This window comes from Gammaproteobacteria bacterium, assembly GCA_041395725.1.
GTDB lineage: Bacteria > Pseudomonadota > Gammaproteobacteria > Pseudomonadales > Pseudohongiellaceae > NORP240.
The window spans coordinates 1-16,045 of the sequence record JAWKZW010000001.1 but is presented as its reverse complement, the minus strand read 5'-3'; the positions used below and the strand labels follow the sequence as shown (position 1 = coordinate 16,045).

13 protein-coding genes are annotated in these 16,045 nt (G+C 55.7%); 7 read left to right on the top strand and 6 right to left on the bottom strand.

All coding sequences use genetic code 11. From position 1 onward, the window contains the following. The first annotated feature begins 47 nt into the window (after positions 1 to 47). Positions 48 to 2,414, top strand: coding sequence for a beta-propeller domain-containing protein (locus R3F50_00065; GenBank protein MEZ5488698.1), 2,367 nt, complete (start codon positions 48 to 50; stop codon positions 2,412 to 2,414). A 227-nt stretch (positions 2,415 to 2,641) separates the two neighbouring features. Continuing rightward, the gene (locus tag R3F50_00060) at positions 2,642 to 3,001 is read left to right on the top strand and encodes a hypothetical protein (protein MEZ5488697.1); all 360 of its coding nucleotides are present in this window, start codon (positions 2,642 to 2,644) and stop codon (positions 2,999 to 3,001) included. Here R3F50_00060 and R3F50_00055 read toward each other — a convergent pair. From R3F50_00055 to R3F50_00045, 3 genes are read right to left on the bottom strand one after another with little or no spacing between them, the layout of a single operon-like run. After that, positions 2,993 to 4,504, bottom strand: coding sequence for a DHA2 family efflux MFS transporter permease subunit (locus tag R3F50_00055; protein ID MEZ5488696.1), 1,512 nt, complete (start codon positions 4,502 to 4,504; stop codon positions 2,993 to 2,995). The two genes, R3F50_00060 and R3F50_00055, sit on opposite strands and share 9 nt — an antisense overlap. Positions 4,505 to 4,512: 8 nt before the next feature. Then, positions 4,513 to 5,586 (bottom strand): HlyD family secretion protein, encoded by a 1,074-nt coding sequence (locus tag R3F50_00050; GenBank protein ID MEZ5488695.1) that lies wholly within the window; start codon positions 5,584 to 5,586, stop codon positions 4,513 to 4,515. After that, positions 5,579 to 6,028: a MarR family transcriptional regulator gene (locus R3F50_00045; protein MEZ5488694.1), complete on the bottom strand. Its 450-nt coding sequence runs from the start codon at positions 6,026 to 6,028 to the stop codon at positions 5,579 to 5,581. Before R3F50_00045 ends, R3F50_00050 begins: the two co-directional genes overlap by 8 nt. 573 nt (positions 6,029 to 6,601) lie before the next feature. Between R3F50_00045 and R3F50_00040 the strand changes: the two genes are divergently transcribed. The 3 genes from R3F50_00040 to R3F50_00030 all read left to right on the top strand — a co-directional run bounded on the left by R3F50_00040 (position 6,602) and on the right by R3F50_00030 (position 10,005). Continuing rightward, positions 6,602 to 7,924 carry a cytochrome c gene (locus tag R3F50_00040; protein MEZ5488693.1) on the top strand — a complete coding sequence of 441 codons (1,323 nt, stop codon included), beginning with the start codon at positions 6,602 to 6,604 and terminating at the stop codon, positions 7,922 to 7,924. 10 nt (positions 7,925 to 7,934) lie between these two features. Next, positions 7,935 to 8,867 carry a hypothetical protein gene (locus R3F50_00035; protein ID MEZ5488692.1) on the top strand — a complete coding sequence of 311 codons (933 nt, stop codon included), beginning with the start codon at positions 7,935 to 7,937 and terminating at the stop codon, positions 8,865 to 8,867. Positions 8,868 to 9,372: 505 nt separating this feature from the next. Further along, positions 9,373 to 10,005, top strand: coding sequence for a hypothetical protein (locus R3F50_00030; GenBank protein MEZ5488691.1), 633 nt, complete (start codon positions 9,373 to 9,375; stop codon positions 10,003 to 10,005). A gap of 124 nt (positions 10,006 to 10,129) precedes the next feature. Here the strand turns inward: R3F50_00030 and R3F50_00025 are convergent, their stop codons facing one another. Together R3F50_00025 and R3F50_00020 are read right to left on the bottom strand one after the other, a co-directional pair. Beyond that, positions 10,130 to 11,305 carry a type III PLP-dependent enzyme gene (locus R3F50_00025; protein ID MEZ5488690.1) on the bottom strand — a complete coding sequence of 392 codons (1,176 nt, stop codon included), beginning with the start codon at positions 11,303 to 11,305 and terminating at the stop codon, positions 10,130 to 10,132. 566 nt (positions 11,306 to 11,871) lie between these two features. After that, entirely contained in the window at positions 11,872 to 12,840 is a 969-nt protein-coding gene (locus R3F50_00020; protein ID MEZ5488689.1) for a hypothetical protein, read from the bottom strand. Positions 12,841 to 13,355: 515 nt separating this feature from the next. On the opposite strand from R3F50_00020, the gene R3F50_00015 reads away from it, so the two are divergent. Next, positions 13,356 to 14,081: a YebC/PmpR family DNA-binding transcriptional regulator gene (locus tag R3F50_00015; protein ID MEZ5488688.1), complete on the top strand. Its 726-nt coding sequence runs from the start codon at positions 13,356 to 13,358 to the stop codon at positions 14,079 to 14,081. 90 nt (positions 14,082 to 14,171) lie between these two features. After that, entirely contained in the window at positions 14,172 to 15,185 is a 1,014-nt protein-coding gene (locus R3F50_00010; GenBank protein ID MEZ5488687.1) for a transposase, read from the top strand. A gap of 30 nt (positions 15,186 to 15,215) precedes the next feature. Here the strand turns inward: R3F50_00010 and R3F50_00005 are convergent, their stop codons facing one another. Further along, positions 15,216 to 15,875, bottom strand: a complete 660-nt coding sequence (locus R3F50_00005) for a DsbA family protein (GenBank protein MEZ5488686.1) — start codon at positions 15,873 to 15,875, stop codon at positions 15,216 to 15,218. Positions 15,876 to 16,045 lie beyond the last annotated feature (170 nt).

Sequence of the window (16,045 nt, the reverse complement as noted above, 5' to 3'; positions counted from 1 at the left end):
CTGGCAGAGTCCCTGGTAGAACCCCTGGCAGTGGAGGGTGAGTAAAGATGCAACGTATCGCTGGTAAAAGCCTCTTTGCCTGGCTGCTCCTGTGTCCGCTCCTGGCGACGGCAGTCGAGCCGGATTCCACCGGCAGGATAGTCACTCCTGATGGTAATGCGTTCATCCAGACTGAGTCGCCTCACGCCTTCGCTTCAGCATTCCTGGATACTGACACTTATTCAGCCCACTACTCACTCCCGGTTCGTCCGGAGCATCGGGGCAGGAGCGCCAGTGTCTATCTGGGGGGTATCCACAACGGGATCTGGTATCTGGCGACGCCCTCTGGCTGGCAGCCCTGGGACGGAGCCGTCCAGGCTCCGACACCCCTCAGGCAGGAGGTGTTGCAGGATACGGTGAACATCCAGCTTTTCGACCGAAACTACCTGCCCAGTGGTGATCTTGAAATTCATCTGGCTTACCTGGTCCCCGGAGAGCCCCTGGTCATTGGCGAACACCCGCTGCGCTTCACTATCCAGCCGGCCGGTCAGGACACCCTGCACCGTTTCCGGTCTGCCGGTGCTCTGGAAGATTTTCTTAAGCAGGGGCTGGCAAAAAGCGCATCGAATCGCTTTTATGGGACAGCCGATTTTGCAGAAGCTGCCGCCACGGACGGGGTGGGTTCTGCGGATCTGGCTGGACGTGTATCCACCACCAATCTGCAGGAAGAAGGCGTCGACGAAGCCGACATCATGAAGTCCGATGGCGAGTACCTGCTGATGCTGCGGGACTGCGCCTCGAGCACCTGCGTGGTGACCTATGAGCTGGACAGCGTCAATGCGCTGGCCACGGAATCAGCCAGTAAGGCGCTGTCCGGACCGCAGCGGGCCAGCGGCATGTACCTGGTCACTGAACGTGCAGGCGGTGACCGTCTCATCGTTCTCGGCGGCAATCATTCCTACCAGCTCTGGCTGGACGTGTGGGGCTGGGCCGGGAATACGACTCAGCTGGAGTTTTTCGACGCCACTGACCCGGCGTCATTGGAATCCCTGGAGACTCTTACCATCGACGGCAGTCTCATTTCGAGTCGGAGAGTGGGAGACACGTTGTATCTGCTCACCCGGCATACGCCATACCTGGAGGGCTATGAGCCCTATGCCTACGACGAGAGGTCCCTGGCTGATAACGTGACGCAGCTGTCCAATACCGGCTTGAGTGACCTGCTGCCTGCAGTCATGGATGCCAACCAACGGAAGCGCAGCCTGGTGAGCGCTGAGCGCTGTTTCCTGCCTACCAGCAATCTCGACAGCAGTATCAATCCCACCATTATTTCGGTAACCGCAATCCCGCTGGCGGAGCCGACCGCTTTTACCAGCAGCTGCTTTGTCGGTGAATCGGAAACCCTGTACATGACGCCCGGATCACTGTACCTGGCCACCACACAGTTTCAGGTTGCCAACATGGGATTTGACCGATTGTTCTATCAGCCGGAGCATACCACGGCGGTGCACAAGTTCACGTTACAGGAGGAAGAGGTCGAGTATCGGGGTTCCGGGCAGGTGCAGGGGCACCTGGGCTGGAGCGAAGACAAGAAACCCTTTCGCATGGGCGAAAACGGTGAATTTCTCAACCTGGTGACTTCGGTGGGTGTCACCTGGGACGGTTCTTCAAGCACGATGCTGACTGTCCTGCGTGAGTCCCCCACCGACAACCGGCTTGAACAGGTGGCCAGGGTCGAAGGTATCGGCAAGCCTGGTGAACAGCTGTACGCGGCACGCTTTCTTGGTGATCGGGCTTACCTGGTGACTTTTCTGTTGACCGACCCCCTCTATGTGCTTGACCTGTCTGATCAGGAGAATCCGCTCATCGTCGGTGAGCTGGAAATTGACGGTTACTCGGACTACCTTCACCCGGTCAGCGACACGCTGTTGCTGGGGATAGGCAAAGACGCCGTAGCGGATCAATCTTCGCTGGACTTCAATGGGGCACGTGGCGCCTGGTATCAGGGCGTCAAGCTGTCACTGTTTGATGTCGGCGATCCGGTCAACCCGGTGGAGCTGGATGCGCTGGTGCTGGGCAAACGGGGTACTCAATCGGGCGTCCTTTTCGATCATCAAGCGCTGGCATTTCTCCCTGCCAGCGACGCTGCCCCGGCCCGGCTGGCCATCCCGGTGGACCTTCATGACACGGTACCGGTGCACCCCTGGTTTGACGCCGCAGAACCCAGCGCGTTTTACGACTACACTCACACCGGCCTTTACAGTTTCGAGATCACCGAACAGGCGATAAACCAGGTAGGGCTGATCTTCGGAAGTGAGCCCGGTTACGGTGGCTTTCAAGGTTACTTCGGTGACCGCTCGGTACTGGTGGATGACGTGGTGTTCTATCTGCACGGGGGGCAGGTAAGTGCCTCGCACTGGGGCGAATCACCTTAACAGGCGCCTGCTCTGTGGGCTCCACCGGCCCGGTATCCTCCGGCCAGCGCGATCGTCAGGGAGCCGCAGCTGCACCTGCAGAGTGGTTGCGCCCCATAGCCTGCCCCGGTCCATTCGACGAGCTGCTGCCCCGGCAGGCTGTTCGGCCTGCGCCCTGGTGGCATGCCCTGTGGCTCCGTGCTAATTTGATCAGCGACATTTCGCTAACTCCCGGGGAGCCCTTCGCCATGTTTAAACGTTTTTTCGTTCAGTCTCTTGTCTTAGTCAGCTTCCTGCTCAGTGCGCAGTTCGCCAGTGCCGATGTCAGCGGCAATTGGGTCTTCGCCGTAAACGTCATGGGTCAGACTGGTAACGCCCAGGTGACGATGGCCCAGAATGAGTCGCAGCTTAGCGGCCACTACACCGGTCAACTTGGCGATACGGATTTTACCGGCTCGGCGAACGGCGACGATTTCGAATTTGTCCTCGTCGGGGATGCAGGTTCCGTCACTTACCGGGGCACTCTGCAGCCTGACGGCACGATTACGGGTACCGTGGATCTTGCGGGCATGGCCGAAGGCAGTTTTACCGCCAGAAAATCAGGCTAAGGCATTTCTGCTGCGGGAAGGATTCTTCAGCAATAACACCAGCGGCGCTGAGGCCAGAACGATCCACATCATCAGTTTGAAATCATTGATGTAGGCGATGGCGGCGGCCTGGCGGCTTAGCTCACCTTCGAGCATGGCGACTACGGCGGCGCCGTTATTCATGAGGACGTCGGGTACCAGCTGCCAGCTCCAGCCCAGTGATGCTGGCGTCAGGTTTTCCGACAGGTAGTCGTGGTTGATGGCGATGTTTCGACTGAGCACCGCCATGACCAGGGATATGCCGATGCTGCTGCCTATGTTCCGGGTCAGGCTGAATACCGAGGCGGCCTCAGCGCGATAGCGGGGGGCAAGTGTTGCAAACGCAATGGTATTCAACGGAATAAAGATAAAGCCGAGACCGAAACCCTGCAATGCGCCGGTCCAGATCAGCATTCGTGCTGGTACGAAAACGGAAAAATGGGTCATGAAATACAGTGATGTGGCAGTAAACGACAGCCCCGTCATGATTAAAACCCGTGGGTCGACGCGGTTGATCAGGCGGCCGACCAGCATCATGGAGACCATGGTGCCGACTCCCCGCGGTGCCATCAGAATCCCGACATCCATCACCGGATAACCCATCAGGTTCTGCAGATAGGGTGGCAACAGCGCCATAGTGGCCAGCAGGATAATACCGGTGAAGAAAATGAAGAACAGGCTGGTGACCAGGTTACGGTCGCGGAACATTTCGGCTGACAAAAAGGGATGTTTCACCTGTCGGGTGTGCACAACGAACATCCACAGGCAGGCGAGGGCGATCGAACAGTAAATGACAATTTCGCGGGAAGCGAACCAGTCGAGCATTTCGCCCCGGTCCAACAGCAGCTGAAGGCAGCCGATGATGAGGGCAAGGGTAAAAAAACCGAACAGGTCGAACGGCCGCTGCTCCCGCTCGGAGTCCGGCATGAACATCCCCATGACCACCACTGCAACCAGGCCCAGTGGCAGGTTGATTAAAAACACCCAGCGCCAGTCAAAATTCTCGGTAAGGTAGCCGCCCAGAGTCGGTCCCAGGATAGGCCCGATCATCACTCCCATGCCCCAAAGAGCCATCGCCTGCCCGCGGCGTTCGGGTGGATTGAGGTCCAGCATGGTTGCCTGGGCCAGCGGCACTATACAGGCACCGAAACACCCCTGAAGCAGCCGGAATGCCACCATTTCCTCGATGGATGTCGCGAGTCCGCACAGCAGGGACGTGAGGGTGAAGCCGATGACAGCGGTGACAAATATTCTTTTACGTCCGTACCGGCCAGCCAGCCAGCCGGTGGGAAGAGTCATAATGGCCGAGGCCACAATGTACGAGGTCAGCACCCAGACGACCTGGTCCTGGGTGGCAGACAGACTGCCTTGCATATGGGGCAGAGCCACGTTGGCAATGGTGGTGTCCAGGACCTGCATGATGGTGGCCAGCATGATGCCGCCGGTCACCAGGCCACGATAGCGATACTGTTCCTGGTTTTCCATGGGCGGCGTCAGGGCAGCAGTTCGGTCAGCTGGCCCAGACTGCGCTGATGGCCGGTATCGACACTTACGTCAGCGCTCATGCCGGAAGCCAACAGGGGTTCGCCCTGGTAATTATCCAGCTGGATCAGAACCGGTACCCGCTGGACAACTTTCACCCAGTTGCCGCTGCTGTTCTGTGCCGGCAGCAAGGCAAATTCAGCCCCTGTAGCTGGAGTGATAACCGCAACGTGACCCTGCCAGGTTCTGCCCGGGTAGGCATCGACACTGATTTCCACTGCCTGGCCGACCTGCATGAAGGTCAGGTCAGTCTCTTTAAAATTGGCTTCAATCCAGAGTCGGCTTCGATCGATCAGGCTCATCAAAGGTGCGCCGGTCATGACGTTTTCGCCGGTATGGGTGGAGACACCCGCAATGACACCATTGGTGGGGGCATGCACTTCGGTATGACTGAGATCCAGCCTGGCTTTATCCAGTTCAGCCAGGGCCTGCTTAACGCGCGGGTGTGCGTCAGTCGGCAGGTCAGGGTCCACCAGTCGCGCTTTGATGACTTCCAATGCCTGGGTTTTCTCTGACAGGGTCCGCTGTGCTGAATTACTGGCGTAAAGCGCCTGTTCAAACTGCGCCGCAGAAACCGAGTTACTGTTGTACAACTGTTTAATACGGTCCAGCTCACTGTCACGGTAGTCAAGATCATTGACCGCGGTTGCTATCTCAAGGCGCTTATTGGCCAGCTCGGCCTTCATGCTTTCGATGTCACCCCGGACATTGGCAAGATTCGCTTCAGCCCGCGTCAGGGCTATCACGTAGGGCTTGTCATCAACCCGCAGCAGCAACTGACCAGGTTGCACCTGGTCGCTCTCGTCGACTGAAACTTCTGTCACCATGCCATTGACATTGGCACTGATGGAGAGAATGTTGGTTTTGATATAGGCGTTGTCGGTGCTGACGCGGCGTCCACCGTGCAGATACAGCCAGCCGCCAATGGCAGCGATCAGCGCCGGTCCCAGCAGTAAAAGCAGCAGGTGTCTTAACTTTCGGAGCAGTCCGCCCCTGGCTTCTCCAGCAATCTGTGCATCACTCATTTGCGCCACCTTCAGATTCCGAAAGATTATTTCTGATGCGAAGAAGAATCTCGATCAGTTGCTGCTCCTCCTTCGGTGTGATTCCCTGCATTGCCTGTTTGCGGACCTTCTGTCCGAGCTTCTGTAACGAAGCCATCATGGGCGCTGCCTTGCCGGTCAGAAAAACCCGTTTGGCCCGGCGGTCGTGGGGGTCGTCTTCGCGACGCACCAGACCATCCATTTCAAGCCGGTCGATGTGGCGTGCCAGTGTGATGGGCTTGACGTCCATGAGTTCCGCCAGGGTTTTCTGCTGCACACCGTCACTGCGCTTCAAGTGCGCGAGCACCACCCATTGGGCGCGGGTCAGCCCCAGGCCCTGTGACTGCCGATCGAAGCTCCAGCGCATCTGCCGGGCGACGTCATGGATAATAAAGCCAACGCTGCTGTAGAGGTCTCTTTTCATAGCAAGCATATTATAAGCAAGCTTACTAAATTGGCAAGACTGGTAGCCTGAACTCACCACTCTGAGGTTCATCTTCATTCAGGAAGTTAATATGCTGCCTGGATACTGCTGTGTTGCAGGGGTGATATTTTTCACCATTAAGTGATCCGGTGACGGGGCGGGCGCGCAATCACTTTATTGAAATAAAACCTTGATCTGCAGGCTTTGCAGGTGAAGTGATCGGGCCAGCCTGACGAAATCAGCGCTTTCCAGCATTTTATCTTTAGAGATCAATGCCCTGGCACAGCGGTCAAAGAGCGCAATGATTTCTCTGCAGGCACGGCATTCACGGCGCAAAGCGCCCGAAAGCTATAATATTGACGGGATTAAAATATCGTACTATCGGGATTTTCTGTTAAACATTATTACAATTTCGAGAGCCCATCCCTGTTAATCTTGGACAGTGAGTAAATTCCGGCGAAGTCAGCCTGCAAAAACTGACTGCGACGGCCTTTTTAAAACGCTGGGAATGTCCGCCCGTAGTAGCGTTGATGTAGCGAAGTACAAGTCATATGACTTTACGAGGAGTAAACCATGAAGAAGACCCGTTTGATGGGGCTGTTCTCTGCAGCTGCCCTGATGCCTGCCCTTGCCGGTGCTGCCGAGCCAGCTGCTGACCATCCCACTTACGCCAAGGAAGTTTCCCGGATCATTCAGGAAAACTGCCAGATCTGTCACCAACCCGGTCAGATCGGCCCCATGTCCTTTACCAGCTATGAAGAAGTGCGTCCCTGGGCGCCGCTGATCAGCATGAAGGTGGCGCAGCGGGAAATGCCTCCATATCAGTACGATTCCGATATCGGCATCCAGGAATTGAAAAACGACTGGCGTCTGAGTCAGGATGAGATCGATACTATCGTGGCCTGGGTGGAAGCAGGGTCTCCTCTGGGTAACATTGAAGACATGCCACCGGTTAAAGAGTTTCCGCCGGTCGGCGAGTGGCGATTGGCTGGCGAACTCGGTCTGCCGGATCACGTGATCAAGTCTACTCCGTGGGATGTACCTGCCCAGGGTCAGGACAGCTGGTGGGAACCTGAAGTTCCTTCTGGCATCACTGAAAGCCGCTGCATCAAGGCAGTAGAAACCCTGCCTTCGAAGGCAGCGATCGGCTCGACTCACCACGCCAACTCTCACTTCATGGTCCAGGACGAGAACGGTGACTGGGTCCAGTCCGGTCGTCTCTCCGAATTTGCTGTCGGCAAACTCGGTGAAAAGGTTCCTGAAGGCGCCTGCCGCAAAGCGCCTGCCAACTCCATGGTCGGCTGGAGCATCCACTACTACCCTAACGGTCAGGCGGTGGCTGATGATCAGGTCTCGGTCGGCATCTGGTACTACGATGAAGAAGACGAGTTCAATGAAGAACTGGCCTACGAGCAGGACCTCAGGCTGTACTTTCTTGACGGTGGCGGCGACTACCTGATTCCACCCAACAGCACGCTGATGACGCAGGGCTACCACTCTTTTGACCATCCGGTCCGTATCGACAGCTGGCAGCCCCACATGCATTTCCGTGGTGTTGCGATGACCATGGAAGTATTCGATCCGACTACCGGTCGGAAAGAAGTTCTCAGCCAGACCTCCAACTGGAATTCCGGCTGGAACCACAGCCATACCTATGAGGAAGGCTTTCAGCCACTGATACCGGCAGGTTCGGTACTGATCCTGACTGCCTGGCATGACAATACCGCCAACAATCCTATGAATCCTGATCCGGACCAGTGGGTTGGTGCAGGTCAGCGTACTACTGACGAGATGTCTCACGCCTGGATTGCAGTGACTCACCTTGATGAAGAAGGCTATGAAGAGCTGCTGACCGAGCGCGAGAAGCATCAACAACGCAGCGTAAGCAGCCGCTAGGAGCCCACCTATGAGCAAAACCAGACAGGTTGTATCTGGAGGGCTTGCCATAGCACTGTGTGGGTTGGTAACCGCGCCGTTGTTCGCGCAGTTGCCAGCTCACCTTCGGGACTATCCGCTGGCCACTCGTAGTGCCAGCGGTGAATCCGTGGCGCCGATGTTCAACGGCTGGGTTGCTAACGAAGATGGTTCCGTGCAGCTGATATTCGGCTTTGCGAACCAGAATCGTGAAGCGCCCGTCGATGTCCCGGTGGGGCCGAACAACAAGCTTGAACCGGCCCAGTTCGATGGCGGACAGCCCACACACTTTCCGACTTACCGTCGCGGTGGATTTGTGGGTATTCAGGAACGCGGTGTTTTTGCGGTAACTGTCCCGGCCGATATGGCCGGCACGGAAGTGGTCTGGACGCTGACTTCAGGTGGCAACACCTATTCAGTTCCCGGCCGTGCCACCTCTTCCGCTTACGAGATGAGCCCCGACCCGGCTGCACTGGGTTCCACCAACCCGGCTATCCGCTTCGACCCGAACGGGCCGGAGTCCACCGATCGGGAGGGAATTTATGCTTCCCCTCTGACGACAAAGGTGGGTGAGCCCGTCACCCTGACTGCCTATGTTCAGGATCGCGGCGAGCGGGAAAAGTACGACGAGCTCGAGCGTTTCATCTTCCCGGTAGGTACCGAGTGGATTCTGCACCAGGGTCCGGCCGTCCCTGAGTTTGATAAGGCCAGGATCACTGGTCGCGAAAGGGATCGGCAGGGTGCTGGCGAGAATGCCTCGCCAGGCAGCAATGGCTGGGAAGAAGTCTCCACCATGGCGACATTCAGTGAGCCAGGTGAATACGTGGTCAGACTGCGGGTCGATAACTTCACCGCGCCTGACAGCAAATTCGACAACCAGTGCTGCTGGTCGAATGCGTATGTGCCGGTCACGGTAACGCCCTGAGGCTGATTGCAGTGAGCGCGGGTGATCCTTTCGCGCTCACAAAGCATAAAGCGACTAATTAGAAACCCGGAGTCGGTAACGGCTCCGGGTTTTTTTCGTGCAGGTTTTCCTGCCTTGCAGCTGTTGCGTTCTGCTAACCTGCTTCAGACACCGACCCCTTGAACCGACGCAATCACTGATGAATGAGAGAAATAAATCAGCGGGATCGCTGTTGATCGAGTTGGCAATGGGGCTTGAAGCCGTCCAGGTTACCTTATGACCGGGCGATGTTATCAAATGCTCATTCCTATACCGGCTTTCGGCTGAGGACTCGGGGACCCGGCGACTTTCCCAGTCCAGCTCATTCATTTGGGCGCAAGCATTGAGCCAAGCAGATTCCTTGACTTTTACGCGTAGCGGACACTAGTCTAAGGCAGGTACTGTCTTCTGCAAGGCGATATGATCAGCTTGCAGCAATGGGGCAATGGGAAGTTACGTCTTCATAAGATACTGAAGAGGGCTGAGAATGTTGATTCTTAAGCACTTACGGGAAGGCTTTAGCCAATTAACCGGCGCTGCGCTACTGTTTTTATTGAGCCAGACAGTCCTCGGACAGCAGGAGGAACGTGGTGAAGCCGAGGCTGCTCCAGCCCCTGCTGACGCTGCAGAAGAACTCCGGGTCAGCGACGACCCCGCATTGAAGCCTGCGGTTACGCTGGAACAGATCACCGTTACCGCTCAGCGCACTCTTTATCGCCTCCGGGCGCAGATCGAAGACGCCAGGAATTCCCTGTACTCTTCCTACAATGACCTGAATCAGAAGGACGAATTCGATGTGAACTGCCGGCAGTCGGACTGGACCGGAACGCACATCAGGGAACAGGTGTGCTGGCCGGTATTCTTCGAGCGCGCGGTAGCGGAAAATTCCCAGGACTTCCTCCGCGGCAACGCGGTGCTGGAACCGACGCGGCAGCTTCAGACTCAGTACCAGGGTAAATTTGATGAATTGCGCGCAAACCTGATCCAGGTTGCTGCCGAGAATCCAGCCGTTGAAGAAGCGCTGGTGGAACTTGGCACCCTGGAAGCCGCCTACGAACGAAAGAGGGCGGAATGCATGGAGCAGACCCCCGTGCTGTTGATTTTCCGGGTTTGCCGCTGAAATCGACTCCCGAGTCGTAAAGATTCAGGAGTCTGATTGCAGGTCGGACATTCGATCAGGTCCTGTGGCACCAGGACTGGTAAGGTTGCTTGGAATTATCTGCTTCGATCACGGCCTGTCTGCCCTAATCGATCACATACTGTTTCAATGGCGGGAAACCATTGAACTCCACAGCGCTGTAACTGGTGGTGTACGCGCCGGTGGAGAACCAGTACAGGCGATCACCGATGGCAAGCTCCATGGGCAATTCGTACTTGTTGTCCTCATACATGATGTCGGCGCTGTCACAGGTGGGGCCCGCTATAACGCATTCTTCCAGGTCATTCTGTTTTTCCGTGTAGATGGGGTATCGAATCGATTCGAAAAGCGTTTCGATCAGGCCGGAAAATTTGCCCACATCGGTATAGATCCAGCGGTGCAACGATGTCGCTGACTTACGGGATACTAACACTACTTCACTGACCAATATGCCGGCATTGGCAACCAGGGAACGACCCGGTTCAAGAATTATCTCGGGCAGATCGTCGCCGAAGTCCTCGAACAGAAAGTGTTTGATCTCTGACGCATAGGTTTCCAGATCATTGGTACGGCTCATATAGCTGGCAGGGAAGCCGCCTCCCATGTTGATCATTTTCAGGGTGATACCATTCTCTTCCTGCAGGCGATCGAAAATAATTTTCACCTTGCCAATGGCTGCATCCCAGGCGCCGATATCCCGCTGTTGCGATCCGACATGAAACGATAGGCCATAAGGTACCAGCCCCAGTTCCTGAGCCAGTACCAGCAACTCTACGCCCATATCGATCTGGCAGCCGAACTTCCGGGAAAGGGGCCAGTCTGCGGTATGGCTGCCCTCGGTCAGAATGCGCACATAAATTTTTGAGCCAGGTGCATGCTCGGCAATATTACGCAGATCAGCTTCCGCATCGGTGGCGAACAGACGCACGCCCTTTGCATAAAAATGGGCAATGTCCTTGCGTTTCTTGATGGTGTTGCCGAAGCTGCAGCGCTCCGCGGTTACTCCCAGCTTCATCACCTTGTCCAGTTCGTAGACTGAAGCAACGTCGAAGTTACAGCCACGGTCGCGCAATAGTTCCAATATCTCTTCTGCCGGATTTGCCTTTACAGCGTAGTAAATTTTAGCGAAAGGGAACTGGTCAACCAGGCGCGTGTAGTGCTCGTCGATGATCCGTGATTGGACAACAAGAAAGGGTGTTTCATGTTGGTCGGCGAATGCTTTTACGCGATCAAAATCGGGTTTGAGGTAGTAGTCTTCAATAGTAAGCGCGGTGTTTTGCATAGATAAACCACCTGATGAAAAGCCGCTCTTCAGCAGCGGGGAAGTTAATAGGGCTTACGGGAAACGTGCACGGGAACGGTCTGTCTGCCTGCCGGGAAGGATTGAGCTGTCCTCAGCAGCCTACTATCCGCGAGCAATGGCTCTCGAAGATATAGTCACAGGCGCAGCGACAGGACCCTGGTCAGCAGCGGCGGAACGGGGGTGGAGCGCACAGCGGGCGTGAGAATCCGGGTCGACATGATGAGCCACCTCGTGACAAGTCGCGCAGTCGGGCGACTGCGCGCGCATAGTAATCGAGAGGTGGGTTAAGGGAAAGAGGTATTTCTCAACACGGGAGCTTATTGTCATGCTCGCTGCGGCTGGACGCAGGATTTTCTAGCCAGTGCTTTGCGAGATAGAGCCCGGAAAGTGTTGAATAGAGAAGGCTGAATTGCCAACCAAATGGAATGAAGGAGGTGCTTACTGGCTGGCTGCGAAAGCTTCCAGTGAATTTACTCCCGTAAGAAAGCAGGGCCGCGCAAAACCTTGCGACTTAGGTCGTAACGTTATGAGTGTCCCTGTACCTCCTATTCTTCATCCAGTTCCTGGCGTCGGGCGCCACCAAGGATAGCACCAAGTGCATAGTTACCTTCATGGCAGGCAAACTCATAGACTTTGTCATCGGTGGCCAGGAAGCGTGATTCGCCACGCCAGGGTTGAGTGTAGTAAACGGGATCATCGATGATGAAATCGTAATTGAGTTGCTCCTCGGAAACGCGAGTAAAGCGCTCTATCACGCGGGCATCCGTTGTCAGGCTCACACTGGCTTCTTCCTGCAGGGAATTGAAATTGGTGGTCTCTACCACCAGGGTGTCGCCATCCCAATAACCAACAGATTCGCCAAACATGGGCTTAATGGCATGCTTCCGGTGCTCGCTATTTATGGGGATAATTCGGGCATGGGAGATCATCTCGGTGCGAATTACCACGTAGTCGGGCGTCTGCACGATCTCATAGTTATTGTTATATAAGCCATTGATCATGGGAGGACCTACGCGCATGTTGGTGCTGATACAGCGCTCCGCCAGAGGTCGGGCTTCGGGGCCGTCTGCGCCGGCATTTTTCTCTCGCAGTGCGGCCCGCAATGCACGCCCTTCTTCACTGTAGGGGATCCGGCCATCGGCTGGCTCCACAATCCAGGAGGTACGCACAGTACCGTTGATCACGCCAAACTGTGTGCCGGGATCAATCCAGAACGCGTTATAGCCCCGCCCCTGGGGGAGATCCGATCCATCAGGAAGCTGCCCTGACACCATGTTATCGTCGGTTTCAAGGCGCACCACCTGCGGATGTTCAGCGGTCGCCCGAATTACCTCATCATCGGAAAGAACCAACTTGTCATAGCGGGCATTACGCTCCAGCGTGGTGATGGAGGCGTTGGACCAGGTGCCCTGAATGTCAGGATTACCGTAGGCTGTGCGTTTTGGTTCCCACTCCTGAGCTGAAATCTGGCTCAACCATGCAAGCGATACTAAAGTGACCAGTGTAAGCCTCATATGTTTCCGCCTTTCTTGGTAGTTCCTGTTTAATCTGCTCGAGAATAAGGGTACGAGGGGACAATTACAACTCAAGGAGCCTCTGATTAAGTACCACAATGCTCTGGTCAGGGGGTCTGTCCCCATTTACTGCCGCTCTGGACCCCTCAGGCGCCTCATTCGCTGGCCCCCGCAGGCAGGTGGCCTGCTCCTCGAATGCCAGCGAATTCTAGCGCCAGAGCGGGTTCGCCACCGAAACATGAAACCGGGTGCGTCTGAAGGCTGGAGTGAGTGCCTGGTTCGAAGTGAGTGCCTCTCGCGCCGGATGACATCCTGTCCAGTCAGCCCGCTGACGCATTTTGCAGTACCGGAATAGCCTGAACAGGCAGATTTGGTTTCACTGCGTGATAGCAGGGCAATCAGCCACAACTTAGTCAACTTGCCGTTGTCTTCGCATCCGATATATTCTACGTGCTTTTTGCTGCTGCCACTCCGGCGACAGTGCAAATTTGATACAAACCGGACGGAAGTATTCTATGGGCAGGGCGTACCAGAACCGCAAAGACTCCATGGCCAAAACCGCGGAGGCCAAGACCAAGGTTTACAGTAAATATGCGCGGGAGATCTACGTCAGCGCCAAGAGTGGCGGCACGGACCCGACCGGCAACCTGTCACTGCGCGGCCTGATTGAGCGCGCCAAGAAGGATCAGGTACCGGCTCATGTAATCGAGAAGGCCATCGACAAGGCCAGCGGCGGCGCCGGAGAGGATTTTTCGGTAGCCCGTTACGAAGGGTTCGGGCCCGGCGGCTGCATGGTAATCGTGGATTGCCTTACCGATAACCCCAACCGAACCTTTGGCGATGTGCGAGTCTGTTTTAACAAGGTAAAGGCCAAGTTAGGCACACCCGGCAGCGTAGGCCACCTTTTTGACCACTGCGCCATTCTCAAGCTGAAAGCCGACGAGGAAGCAGTGTTGAATGCCCTGATGTCTGCCGACGTGGATGTGAGCGACATCGAGGCAGAAGATGGCCATGTCACCGTGTTCACACCCAGTGCGGAATACGCCAAGGCCAAGCACGCCCTGCAGGAAGTATTCGCCGACCCCGAAGGAGAACTGGACCTGGAAGTGGATACCATTCAGTTCCTTGCACAAACCACCACGAGCCTGGCGGCTGAAGATCTGGAAGCGTTCGAGAAAATGGTGGACATGCTGAACGATCTGGACGACGTACAGAATGTGTTTCACAACGTGGAAAGCTAAGTAAAGGTGGGGACACTCACAATTTAACAACTTAACAACTTAATTCACGGAATTCTGGCGGTGTTGATTGGCGTCATCTAAATTGACCATATGCCAAGGACGGGCCGATTACATATTCCAGGCGGCTGCTACCATCTGATTGGTCGCGGCCTGGAACGCCGAGCCCTATTCGAGGATCCTATCGACAAGCAAGATTTTCTGGACCGACTCGGAAAGAACCTGGATAGAACCCAATGTCAGTGCCTGGCCTGGGCCTTGATGTCCAACCACTACCATTTGCTGGTGCGTGTCGGGCCACTTCCTCTAGCGAAGCTCATGGCCCCTGTTCTCGGCGGGTATGGCGGCTACTACAACCGCCGCCACCGGCGCAGCGGCTACGTTTTTCAGAATCGGTTTAAGTCAATACTCTGCCAGGAAGACAGCTACCTGCTTGAACTGATTCGCTACATCCACCTCAATCCAATCCGCGCTGCGATGGTTCCTGACCTCACTTCTCTGAATGGATACTCCTGGACAGGCCATGCCGGCATGCTGGGGAGGCTGAAGCAGTCATGGCACGATACACATGCAGTACTTGAACTGTTCGGAAACTCCTATCGCGCCGCGAGAAAGCAGTACCTGGAATTCATGAAAGCCGGCGTTGAGAGCACCGATCCCCGCAATCTCTCGGGCGGCGGGCTGGTGAGAAGCATTGGAAGTTGGGAAGCGTTGAGCCAACTGCGGAAAGAGCACGTCCACTGCATTGGCGACGAGCGCATTCTTGGTGATAGTAGCTTTGTGGTCTCAGCATTGAAGGAAGACAGACTGGGTCTGGATCAAGCTACTTTACGGTCCAGGGAAGGTTGGACTCTCGACAAACTGATTCACCGTACCTGTGGTCTCTGCGAAATCGCGGAGCAGGGAATACTGAACAAAGCGAGGAGCAACAACTGCTCAAGAGCAAAAGCACTGGTTTGCTTCTGGGGGACGATTGAACTCGGGCTGACAACCACAGAGATCGCCCAGCGCCTACAGATTTCTCAGCAAGCCGTTTCGAACTGGATCAAGAAAGGCCAATACCTGGTGGAGACTTCCAACATCAACTTCCCCGATCCCGAGGGTTAAGTTGTTAAGTTGTGAGTGTCCCCGATTTGTTCAGCACCAGCTGGCTTCATTGCTTGGGTGTCGCAGCAATTCATTGATGTTCGCATACAGAACCCGGTAGCCGATGTTGCCATAAAGCGTCTGCCGCCCGTTGTCGATCACGTAGGAGGGGCTGCCTTTGATACCCTGCAGCTTTGCCTGCTGGTAGTCGGCCATCAATGCGGCAATCGCGGTTCCATTAGCGATGGACTCCTGGACGTCGGCCAGATTGAACTGCCTGCCTGCCAGGTCGAGCACGATTCGTAAGTTGCCAATGTCCTGGGCGTCGATAAAAAAAGCTTTTCTCAGCGTCAGTGCAAAGTCGATCGCTGCATGCTGTCCCTCGACTTCTTCGACGGCTTTAATGGCCAGGTGTGCATTGGTGGATGTATGGGGACGTACTCGACTCCAGCACTCAGGATTGACAGGCGCCGAGGAAAACGGCGCTGCGGCTTTGCAGACATGATCGCAGAAACCTTGGTACTGGCCCATGCTTTCCCACTGTTGACCGATGCGGGTGCGGGTGTCACCAAACAGATCGAGGTACCGATGCTGGAACAACACGTTTGCGCCATTCTCGACAAGTACCTCTTCTACCCGACGTTGGGCAATCCAGGCCCACACACAAAGCACGTCGGTGTAGTACTCAATCACCAGGGGATCATTGGCCATAATACCTAGCTCCTTGTTTGTGCGGTCTGAGGTGTGTTTCTGTGCATGCTTGATAGACCCGCGTTACGGGATTTTACCCTGAATAGCTGAGCCAAACCCTGTTTTAGTCTATGCAGGGTTACTGCGTAATTAAAGGTCTAAAGCACAGTACCAAAAGCGTGTGAGGTTTC